General features: G+C 63.6%; 9 protein-coding genes. 2 read left to right on the forward strand and 7 right to left on the reverse strand.

Features of this window, described 5'->3' with window-relative positions:
* Positions 1-304: transposase (locus tag BLU35_RS34640; protein WP_143033069.1), on the forward strand; the 304-nt coding region annotated here is incomplete at its 5' end.
* 84 nt (positions 305-388) lie between these two features.
* On the opposite strand, the gene BLU35_RS34645 is transcribed toward BLU35_RS34640, so the two are convergent.
* From BLU35_RS34645 to argH, 4 genes are all read right to left on the reverse strand, one after another.
* Positions 389-3,043 carry a TIGR02302 family protein gene (locus tag BLU35_RS34645; protein ID WP_093236510.1) on the reverse strand — a complete coding sequence of 885 codons (2,655 nt, stop codon included), beginning with the start codon at positions 3,041-3,043 and terminating at the stop codon, positions 389-391.
* Between the two features lie 203 nt (positions 3,044-3,246).
* Positions 3,247-4,515 (reverse strand): diaminopimelate decarboxylase, encoded by a 1,269-nt coding sequence (gene lysA / locus BLU35_RS34650; RefSeq protein ID WP_093236511.1) that lies wholly within the window; start codon positions 4,513-4,515, stop codon positions 3,247-3,249.
* 118 nt (positions 4,516-4,633) lie between these two features.
* Entirely contained in the window at positions 4,634-4,828 is a 195-nt protein-coding gene (lptM, locus tag BLU35_RS34655; protein ID WP_057254769.1) for an LPS translocon maturation chaperone LptM, read from the reverse strand.
* Positions 4,829-4,937: 109 nt separating this feature from the next.
* On the reverse strand, positions 4,938-6,341 hold the full coding sequence (gene argH, locus BLU35_RS34660; protein ID WP_057254770.1) for an argininosuccinate lyase: 1,404 nt from the start codon (positions 6,339-6,341) through the stop codon (positions 4,938-4,940).
* A gap of 26 nt (positions 6,342-6,367) precedes the next feature.
* Between argH and tlpA the strand changes: the two genes are divergently transcribed.
* Positions 6,368-7,039: a thiol:disulfide interchange protein TlpA gene (tlpA, locus tag BLU35_RS34665; protein WP_093236512.1), complete on the forward strand. Its 672-nt coding sequence runs from the start codon at positions 6,368-6,370 to the stop codon at positions 7,037-7,039.
* Between the two features lie 71 nt (positions 7,040-7,110).
* Here the strand turns inward: tlpA and BLU35_RS34670 are convergent, their stop codons facing one another.
* The 3 genes from BLU35_RS34670 to BLU35_RS34680 all read right to left on the reverse strand — a co-directional run.
* The gene (locus tag BLU35_RS34670; RefSeq protein WP_057254841.1) at positions 7,111-7,983 is read right to left on the reverse strand and encodes a 3-hydroxybutyryl-CoA dehydrogenase; all 873 of its coding nucleotides are present in this window, start codon (positions 7,981-7,983) and stop codon (positions 7,111-7,113) included.
* Positions 7,984-8,135: 152 nt separating this feature from the next.
* Positions 8,136-9,065 carry an electron transfer flavoprotein subunit alpha/FixB family protein gene (locus tag BLU35_RS34675; protein ID WP_057254772.1) on the reverse strand — a complete coding sequence of 310 codons (930 nt, stop codon included), beginning with the start codon at positions 9,063-9,065 and terminating at the stop codon, positions 8,136-8,138.
* Positions 9,066-9,087: 22 nt separating this feature from the next.
* Positions 9,088-9,828: electron transfer flavoprotein subunit beta/FixA family protein (locus BLU35_RS34680; RefSeq protein ID WP_093236513.1), on the reverse strand; the 741-nt coding region annotated here is incomplete at its 5' end.

Here is a 9,828-nt window from a genome sequence, read left to right on the forward strand (position 1 = left end):
ACTCGGTACACTCGACCAGGCCCAGGTCGCTTCCCTCGCCGGCCTCGCTCCGGTCGCTCGCCAGTCCGGACAGTGGATCGGCCGCGCCTCCATCCGCGGCGGCCGGGCCAATGTCCGACGAGCACTCTACATGCCCGCGCTCGTCGCCATCCGCTTCAATCCCGACCTCAAGGCCAAGTACGACCGGCTCAAGGCCGCCGGAAAAGCCTCAAAACTCGCCATTACCGCCGTCATGCGAAAGCTCATCATCATCGCAAACGCATTGCTCAGGGATGGCCGCATATGGGAACCAACCCGTACTTGACCAACACGGATACTCTAGGCGCCGCAACGCTGCGCCTCGCGAGGACCGGAATATCGGATCGGCTGGCCCGAACCAGTTACGGGTTCATTGCATGTCGAGCAGGCGCTCGAGATATTGCCGCTCGGCCTCCGGCGACAGGTTGTCCCCGAGCCGGCGGCGGATCTCTTCGAGGATCTGACGGGCGCGTTGCGTGTCAAATTCCTCGGGCACCTTCACGTGGTCGCCAAATTCCGGACCGCGGTTGTTCTGGGGCCTGCCAAGCGGGTCGCGGCCGTTCTGGCCGAATTGCGGGACGCCCATGCCGGGGCCCTGACCCTGGCTCTGCATCTGGTTCATCATGTCCTGGGCGCCCTGGCGCAGCGCCTGTAGCGCGCGTCCTTGATTGCCCACCGCCTGTTCGCCCTGGCCCTTGCCAAGCGCGCCGGAGGCGCCGTCCATTTCCCGCTGGGCTTCGCCGAAGCCCTTGCCCGGTTTGATGCCCATGCTTTCGAGGCTCTTGTTGAGTTCTCCGAGCTGCTTGCCAAGCGCGTCTTGCTGCTGCTTCAACTGCTTGAGCGCATCCTTCAGCTGTTCGGCGGTCATCTCGTCGAGCGGGTTGGGCTGGCCATTCGGATCGCCGCGCTGTTCCGGATCCTGCGGCATCTCCTGACCGAAGAGCTCGTTATCCTCGCCCTGCAACGGGTCGCCGCGCTGCATCCGGTCGCGCTGCGCCTGGTCGAGCTTGAAGGTCTCGTCCATGAGCTTTTGTTGATCCTGCAGCAATTTGCCGAGCTTCTCGATCTGCTGGCTCATGGCATCGTTCTGCTGGCCCATCTGCTGCTGGCCGCGGCCGGCCTGCAGATTGTTCATCATCCGCTGCAGTTCCGACAGCAGCTGGCGTGCCTGATCGCGCGCGCCGGAGCGCGCCAGGTTCTCGATCTGGTTCATCATCCTTTCGAGGTCCTGCTGGCGCAGGATGTTGTTCGGGTTCATCTTGCCGGCCATGCGCGGGTCTTTCGCCGCCTGCTGGGCGAGGGCCTGCATATACTCCTGCATGGCCTGGCGCAGCTCCTGCATCAGCTTGGCGATTTCCTGGTCGGATGCATTGCGCTCCAGCGCGTCCGAGAGCGCTTGCTGTGCGTCGCGCAGGCGCCGCTCGGCGAGCGACAGGTCGCCATCTTCAATGCCGAGCGCGATCTCCCATAGGTATCCGGCGGCGTCACGCAGCATGTCGTCGTTGTAGGCAAGGGCCATGCGCGTGCGAGCCGATTTCAGCAGCAGGAAATGCGTGAAGTTGGGGATCCAGTCCTCGGCAAGCGAAGCAACGGCATCGTTGAGGTCGAGCGCGCGCGGCAGGTCGTTGGCATTGAGGGCGAAGACCTGGCGTTGCTCGGCAACCGCGCCGGCGAGCGGCTGGATGAACTGGCGGGCGGGCAGGATCATTTCATGCGGCGGGCTGCGGCCCTCCTGGCCTGCGGCGTCGCGGGCGACGAGGGTGACCTTCACGCGCTTTCCGGCGAGCGGGTGTTCGCTGAGATTTCGGCTGGTCGTGCCCTTGGCTTCGCGCGCGTTGCGCCGCGGCAGGTCGAGCCGGTATTCCGGCAGCGGATAGAGCGAGCGAGCCCCCTCCGGAGCTTCGTCGAGTGGCTGGATCTCGGCCCAGGCCTGAGCGATGCCGTAATCATCCGTTGCAGCGAAGGTGATTTCCAGCGCCGCATTGACGGTTGGACGAGGAATGCCGTCGAAGGAGATCTGCGGCACACCATCCGGAATGATCTTGAAAGCCCAGCGCCGATCCCCGACGACGAGCTCGCCGTCCTTGACAATCTTGTAGACATGGTTGCGCACGGCATTCGGGTTGCGGGCAGGCTCGGGCGCAGCCATTTCGGCGACCTTGGGCCCGGCCTCGCTCACCTTCGGCTTGGGCTTCGTTTCCCCGGCTTTCTCGCCGGCCGCCGGAATGGCGATTGCCTTGGCCGCGCCGCTTTCCGCAAAGCGGACGATCTGGTCCGGTCCGGCCCCGGTGACACGGACCGTCAGGTCGCTGAATTGCGGGATGGTAATGGCCCCGGGGTCCTCCGCAGCCGATACGGCCTCCGGCTTTCCGGTGAGGAAAATCGGAGCACGGCCGGTATAGGCGGGTGGCGTCACCCAGGCATCGATACGGATATCGGCCGTTTCGACCGCAGCCTGCGGCAGGCGCAGCGCGTCGCTGAGCAGGCCGGCGCGGTTGGAATAGGAATAGGCGAAGGCGACACAGGCGAGAAGCACCGGTACGGCACGCAGGGCAAAAGGATCGTGTCGGGCGATATCAGGACGCGGAAGCCCCGTCTCGAGCGCGCCGATCATCCGTGCCATGCGGGCCTGGTGCTCGCGCCACAGCGCCTCGCCCAGTGGATTGTCGGTTGCCGGCCGATCGTCCTGGACGCGGATCGCCTGGTGGGGCAGGGCGTTGCGCTCTTCCAGCATGCGGTCCGCGTCGACATTTCCGGGCAAACGGATCCGCGTCAGCGGAAACAGCGATGCGAGAAAACCGATGGCGAAGGCAAAGAGGGCTGCGGCATGCAGCCAGAACGGTGCCACGCGGAAGAAGCCGAGCCAAGCGCAGGCGAGAAATAGAAGAACGATGGAACCGGGCAGGAGGGTGCGCGGCAGAAGCTGTTCGGCGACCAGCACCCAGCGCGCCAGCCATCTCTTCAGCGCCAGGGTTCTCGAAAACGGCTTCGGTTGTGGCGTTTCATCCTGCCGGAATTGCGTCATCCGCCCAAGTTTCCTTTCGGTCGCCCGTCAACGCTCGTGGCTGACCCTATATCGTAAAGCGAGATGCGGCCGGAGACGGCGCAGCTTAGCTTATTCCGCTTGCCTTCAGGATACCATCGTTTGTGGCGAAGACGAGGGCGCAAACAGAATCGTGATCGCCCGGGTGGCCGATCCACAGATTGTCGTCGTTGGTGCGGATCGCCTCAGGCGAGCCAGTCCGGAACCGAATCGAGGCCGATCAGGGCATCATAATCCTGACGCGGACGAACGACGTGGAAGCGGTCGCCCTTGACCAGAACTTCAGGGATCAGCAGACGGGAATTGTAGGTGCTGGCCTGGACGGCGCCATAGGCACCTGCCGAGCTGATGGCGAAGAGATCGCCGGGCTTCGGCATCGCCATCTCGCGATCGAGCGCCAGGTAGTCGCCGGTTTCGCAGACGGGCCCGACGACGTCGGCACGGATGCGCGGGGCGTTGGCGGCGGAGATGCGAACAGGGCGGATCTCGTGATAGGCCTCATAAAGCGTCGGGCGGATGAGGTCGTTCATCGCGCCGTCGACGATGACGAAGGTCTTGTCGCCGCCATCCTTCACGTAGATCACTTCGGTCACGAGGATGCCGGCATTGCCGACGATCAGCCGGCCCGGTTCGGTGACGATCTTGCAGCCGAGCGACTGCAGCTGGCTCTTGACGATTTCCGCATAGGCATCCGGCAGCGGCGGCGGGTTGTTGTCGTCCTTGTAGGGAATGCCCAAGCCGCCGCCGATATCGACGTGGTCGATCGAGTGGCCGTCGGAGCGCAGCGTGTCGACCAGCTCGCGCAGCAGCTTGAAGGCGTCGTCGAAGGGCTGCAGTTCGGTGATCTGGCTGCCGATATGCATGTCGATGCCGGTGACCTGGATGCCGGGCAGCGTGGCCGCATGGGCATAGACGGCGCGGGCGCGCTCCCAGGAAATGCCGAACTTGTTTTCCTTCTTGCCCGTCGAGATCTTGGCGTGGGTCTTGGCGTCAACGTCAGGGTTGATGCGGAAGGAGACATGGGCGCGCTTGCCGGCGCGCACGGCGCGCTGGTTCAAGACTTCGAGTTCCGGCTCGGACTCGACGTTGAAGCAATAGATGCCGGCGCCCAGCGCCAGGTCCATTTCCTGCGGCGTCTTGCCGACGCCGGAGAACATGATCCGGCTTGCGGGAATGCCGGCTGCAAGGGCGCGGCGCAGTTCGCCGCCCGAGACGACGTCGACTCCGGCGCCCAGGCGACCGAGCGTCTTCAGCACCGCCTGGTTCGAGTTGGCCTTCATCGCATAGCAGACCATCGCGTCCACATCGGCGAAGGCCTTGGAAAAGACCGTGTAGTGGCGCTCGAGCGTGGCGGTCGAATAGCAATAGAAAGGCGTGCCGACGGCGCGCGCGATGTCGGTGACCGGCACGTCTTCAGCGTAGAGGATTCCGTCGCGGTACTGGAAGTGGTTCACGGGCTGCAGCTCGGCTTTTGCGCAATTCCAGGAGAGTATGAAGCGGTTTTTCGTCCGGAATTGCGTAATTTCAAAGAGTTAGATCAATTCAATGCTTCGTTGGAAACGATGAGCGGATCTAGAGGAGGGGATCGAGCAGGAAAGGACGGTCGTCCGGTTTTTCCTTCTGCTCGACGGTGCCGGCGGGCGCCTTGGTGTTGATCGGCGCCGTCGAACCGGGGCGGTCGAGATCGCCCTTGCGTCCGCAACCGACAAGAACCAGCCCGGGGATCGCCAGCAGGAGCGCAAGCCGGGCCGCCTTCGTGAATGTCATCGTTATTTTCCTTCGCGGGACTGATGCTGGTGCGATGTCTTATCGATTTTTCAGGCGCTTGTGCACCCTGAATTTGCGGGCGGAGGCCGCCCACACCTTCGCTCATTCCTTAGTTTCGGGCGCGCCACCAGGCGATCTGTTTGCGAACCTCGTTGGGGGCAGTGCCACCGAAGGAGGTGCGGCTGGCAACCGAAGCCTCGACCGTCAGAACGTCGAAGACCTTCTCGGTGATGTCGGCGTGGATCGATTGCAGGTCGGCAAGCGAGAGATCCGCCAGATCGCAGGCCTTCTGTTCGGCAAGTGCTACGGCCCGGCCCGTGACGTGGTGGGCGTCGCGGAAGGGCAGGCCCGCCTCGCGCACCAGCCAATCGGCAAGATCGGTCGCGGTCGAATAGCCGGAGCCGGCGGCCGCCTTCATGCGGTCGGTGCGAACAGTCATGTCGCGCACCATGCCGGTCATGGCGGCAATCGCCAGCTCGAGGCTCTCGGCGGCATCGAAGACCTGTTCCTTGTCTTCCTGCATGTCCTTGGAATAGGCGAGCGGCAGGCCCTTCATGACCGTCAGAAGTGCTACCAGCGAACCGTTGATGCGGCCGGTCTTGGCGCGCACCAGTTCGGCAGCATCCGGGTTCTTCTTCTGCGGCATGATCGAGGAGCCGGTCGAAAACGCATCGGACAGGCGGATGAAGCCGAATTGCGGGGTCGACCAGATGACGATCTCTTCGGCGAGGCGCGACAGGTGCGTGGCCGTGATCGATGCCATCGACAGGAATTCGAGCGCGAAGTCACGGTCGGACACGGTGTCGATCGAGTTGCGGGTCGGGCCGGCGAAGCCGAGTGCCTTGGCGGTCATGTGCCGGTCGATCGGGAAGCCGGTGCCGGCGAGTGCGGCAGCACCAATCGGGCTTTCGTCCATATGCTCGATGGCATGGCGCACGCGCGAACGATCGCGGCCGAACATTTCCACGTAGGCCATGCAATGGTGGCCGAAGGTGACAGGCTGCGCGGTCTGCAGGTGTGTGAAACCCGGCATGACGGTATCGGCATGTTCCTCGGCACGGTCGAGGAAGGCGGCGATCAGCGCCGTCAGCGCCTTCTCGGTGCGCTGCAGCTCTTCCTTGACCCAGAGGCGGAAGTCGAGCGCCACCTGGTCGTTGCGCGAGCGGGCGGTGTGCAGGCGACCGGCCGAGGGACCGATCAGCGTCGCAAGCCGCGCTTCGATGTTCATGTGGATGTCTTCGAGGCGGCGCGAGAACTCGAACTGGCCGCTTTCGATCTCTGACAGGATCGTGTTGAGGCCGTGAACGATTTTGTCTTTGTCTTCAGTCGAAATGATGCCTTGATGCGCCAGCATCGTCGCATGCGCTATTGAGCCGCGGATGTCCTGGGCATAGAGCTTCTTGTCGAAGCCGATCGAGGCATTTATCTCCTCCATGATCGCGTCCGGACCCGAGGCAAAGCGACCGCCCCACATCTGGTTGGAGGATTTCGTCTCGGAATTGCCGTCAGCCATGAAGAATGCCCGCCTTGGAGAATGAAATGCCCGACCAGAAGAAATCCCCCCCGGCCGTGAAACTGTTCGCGCTCGCCGCCCTGTTTGGCGTGATCGTCGGTGCGGCAGCGGTATACGTGAAGGAGACGGGGTCTGGCAATGGTGAGGCGACTGAAACGGCCAGCACCAGCTGCCCGCTGACATCAGCCAAGGTCGCGTCGCTGACGCCGTTCATGAAGGGTCATGTCGCCGCCATGTCGCCGGCTTCGTCGCCGCGGCCGATCCCGCTCGACTTCAACGGTCCGGATGGCAAGCCGACCAATGTCTCGGCCTTTGCCGGCAAGACCCTGCTCGTCAACCTCTGGGCCACCTGGTGCGTGCCGTGCCGCGAGGAAATGCCGGCGCTCAACGCACTGCAGAAATCGCTCGGCAGCGACAAGTTCGAGGTGGTGGCGATCAACATCGACGTCGGCGACGACGAGAAGCCGAAGGCGTTCCTCGACGAGACCGCCGTGCACGACCTTGGCTACTACCGCGACGCCTCCATGGGCGTGTTCAACAACATGAAGAAGGAAGGCCTCGCCTTCGGCCTGCCGGCGACCTTGCTGCTCGACGACAAGGGCTGCCTTATCGGCTCGATGAACGGCCCGGCCGCCTGGGACAGCGACGATGCCAAGGCGCTGATCAGCGCCGCTGTCGCCCCGGCAGTCGGTAGCTGAGGCGGGATCGGCAGGTGCACAAAACAAAAACCCGGCGGATCGCCGGGTTTTTCTTTGCCTTTGACGACAAGTTAGCGGGTCGGAACCGGAATCTCGCCGCGGTAGTCGTAGAAGCCGCGGCCGGATTTGCGGCCGAGCCAGCCTGCCTCGACATACTTCACCAGCAGCGGGCAGGGGCGATACTTCGAGTCCGCCAGGCCGTCATAGAGCACCTGCATGATTGACAGGCAGGTGTCGAGGCCGATGAAGTCGGCAAGCTGCAGCGGGCCCATCGGATGGTTGGCGCCAAGCTTCATCGCCGTGTCGATGGCCTCGACGCTGCCGACGCCTTCGTAAAGCGTGTAGATCGCCTCGTTGATCATCGGCAGCAGGATGCGGTTGACGATGAAGGCCGGGAAATCTTCGGCGACCGTTACGGTCTTGTCGAGCGTCGCAACGAACTCCTTGGCGGTCTTGAAGGTCAGCTCGTCGGTGGCGATGCCACGCACGAGCTCGACCAGCTTCATGACCGGAACCGGGTTCATGAAGTGGATGCCCATGAAATGCTCGGGACGATCGGTGGCCGAGGCCAGACGGGTGATCGACAGAGAAGAGGTGTTGGTCGCCAGGATCGCTTCCGGCTTCAGGATCGGACAAACCTGGCCGTAAATCTTGCGCTTGATCGTCTCGTCTTCGGTGACGGCTTCGATGACGAGGTCGGCCTGCGACAGGTCGTTGATGTCGGATGAGCCCTTGATCAGGGCCAAGGCGGCTTTGCGGGCCTCGTCGGTCATCTTGCCGGACGATACCTGGCGGGCGAGGTTGCCGTTGATGGTGGCAAGGCCCGCTTCGATCCGTTCAGCGGCAAGATCGTAGATCTGCACCTTGTATCCGGCGATTGCCGAAACATGCGCGATGCCACAGCCCATTTGCCCGGCACCAATAATTCCGACAGTCTTGATCATCGCGGCGAACATCCATCTTCAAAGGTTTGGCGGTGAGGCCGCCATCAGACACGCAAACCGGGCCGGTTTGGCCGGCCCGGTAGATTGTTAATGCCAAGTCCACGCTTTTGCCAGCCCTTTTCATGGGTGGCGGCGGGCGGCTCTTGCCGTGGTTACAGGGCCTTCTGCAACTCAGGCAGCGCTTCGAAGAGATCGGCAACCAGGCCGTAGTCGGCGACCTGGAAAATCGGTGCCTCTTCGTCCTTGTTGATCGCGACGATGACCTTCGAGTCCTTCATGCCGGCGAGGTGCTGGATGGCACCGGAGATGCCGCAGGCGATATAGAGATCAGGTGCGACCACCTTGCCGGTCTGACCGACCTGCCAGTCGTTCGGCGCGTAGCCGGCATCGACAGCGGCGCGCGAGGCGCCGACGGCAGCACCGAGCTTGTCGGCAACCGGCAGGATGACTTCCTGGAACTTCTCCGAGGAACCGAGCGCACGACCACCGGAGATGATGATCTTGGCCGAGGTCAGCTCCGGACGGTCGGACGACGACAGGGCGTCGGCGACGAAGCTGGAGACACCCGGGTTGGCGGCAGCCGCGACACTTTCGATCGCAGCCGAACCGCCTTCAGCGGCAGAGGCGAAGGAGGCGGTGCGCACGGTGATGACGCGCTTGGCTTCCGTCGTCTGCACCGTCTGGATGGCGTTGCCGGCATAGATCGGGCGCTTGAAGGTGTCGGAAGAGACCACTTCGATGATTTCCGAGACCTGGGCGACGTCGAGCAGCGCTGCGACGCGCGGCATGACGTTCTTGCCGACCGAGGTCGCCGCTGCGACGATGGTGTCGTAGTTGCCGGCGAGCGAAACGATCAGGGCTGCCAGCGGCTCTGCGAGGTTGTTGGCAAGCGAGGCATCGTCGGCGACGAGCACCTTGGATACCCCGGCAAGCTTCGATGCCTGTTCGGCCGCTGCCTTGGCGCCGCTACCGGCGACCAGCACATGCACATCGCCGCCGATCTTGGAGGCGGCGGTCAGCGCCTTGGCGGTCTGGTCGGAAAGGTGGTTGCTGTCGTGGTCAGCCAGAAGAAGAATGGCCATGATGATATCTCCCTTCCTTAAATCAGAGCACGCCGGCTTCGGCCTTAAGCTTTTCGACGAGCTCGGCGACCGACTTGACCTTGATGCCGGCCTTGCGGCCCGACGGCTCCTCGGTCTTCAGCACCTTGAGGCGGGCAGCGGTATCGACGCCGAAGTCCGCAGGGGTGTGTCTGTCGAGCGGCTTCTTCTTCGCCTTCATGATGTTCGGCAGCGAGGCGTAGCGCGGTTCGTTGAGGCGCAGGTCGGTGGTGACGACTGCCGGCAGCTTGATGTCGATGGTCTGCAGGCCGCCGTCGACTTCGCGCGTCACCCTTGCTGTGCCCTCTGGTGCCGTGCCGTCGCCGATCTCGACCTTGGAGGCAAAGGTGCCCTGGGCCCAGCCGAGCAGAGCCGACAGCATCTGGCCGGTCTGGTTCGAATCGTCGTCGATCGCCTGCTTGCCGACGATGATCAGGCCCGGCTGTTCGGCTTCGGCGACGCCCTTGACGATCTTGGCCACAGTGAGCGGCTCGACCTGGTCTTCGGTCTCAACCAGGATGGCGCGGTCAGCGCCCATGGCAAGGGCCGTGCGCAGCGTCTCTTCGGCCTTGGCCGGACCAACGGAAACGACGACGACTTCCTCCGCCTTGCCGGCTTCCTTCAGCCGCAGCGCTTCTTCGACCGAGATTTCGTCGAAGGGGTTCATCGACATCTTCACGTTGGCGAGCTCGACGCCCGAACCGTCTGCCTTCACGCGGATCTTGACGTTGTAGTCAACGACCCG

The organism is Sinorhizobium sp. NFACC03, from assembly GCF_900103435.1.
In the GTDB taxonomy this organism is placed as follows: domain Bacteria; phylum Pseudomonadota; class Alphaproteobacteria; order Rhizobiales; family Rhizobiaceae; genus Ensifer.

Bases quoted from the DNA above. Each gene is read 5' to 3' on its own strand.
- BLU35_RS34645 (WP_093236510.1), bottom strand. From the start codon at position 3,043: ATGACGCAATTCCGGCAGGATGAAACGCCACAACCGAAGCCGTTTTCG.
- lptM (WP_057254769.1), bottom strand. From the start codon at position 4,828: ATGACATTCACGAAGGCGGCCCGGCTTGCGCTCCTGCTGGCGATCCCC.
- argH (WP_057254770.1), bottom strand. From the start codon at position 6,341: ATGGCTGACGGCAATTCCGAGACGAAATCCTCCAACCAGATGTGGGGC.
- tlpA (WP_093236512.1), top strand. From the start codon at position 6,368: ATGCCCGACCAGAAGAAATCCCCCCCGGCCGTGAAACTGTTCGCGCTC.
- BLU35_RS34670 (WP_057254841.1), bottom strand. From the start codon at position 7,983: ATGATCAAGACTGTCGGAATTATTGGTGCCGGGCAAATGGGCTGTGGC.
- BLU35_RS34675 (WP_057254772.1), bottom strand. From the start codon at position 9,065: ATGGCCATTCTTCTTCTGGCTGACCACGACAGCAACCACCTTTCCGAC.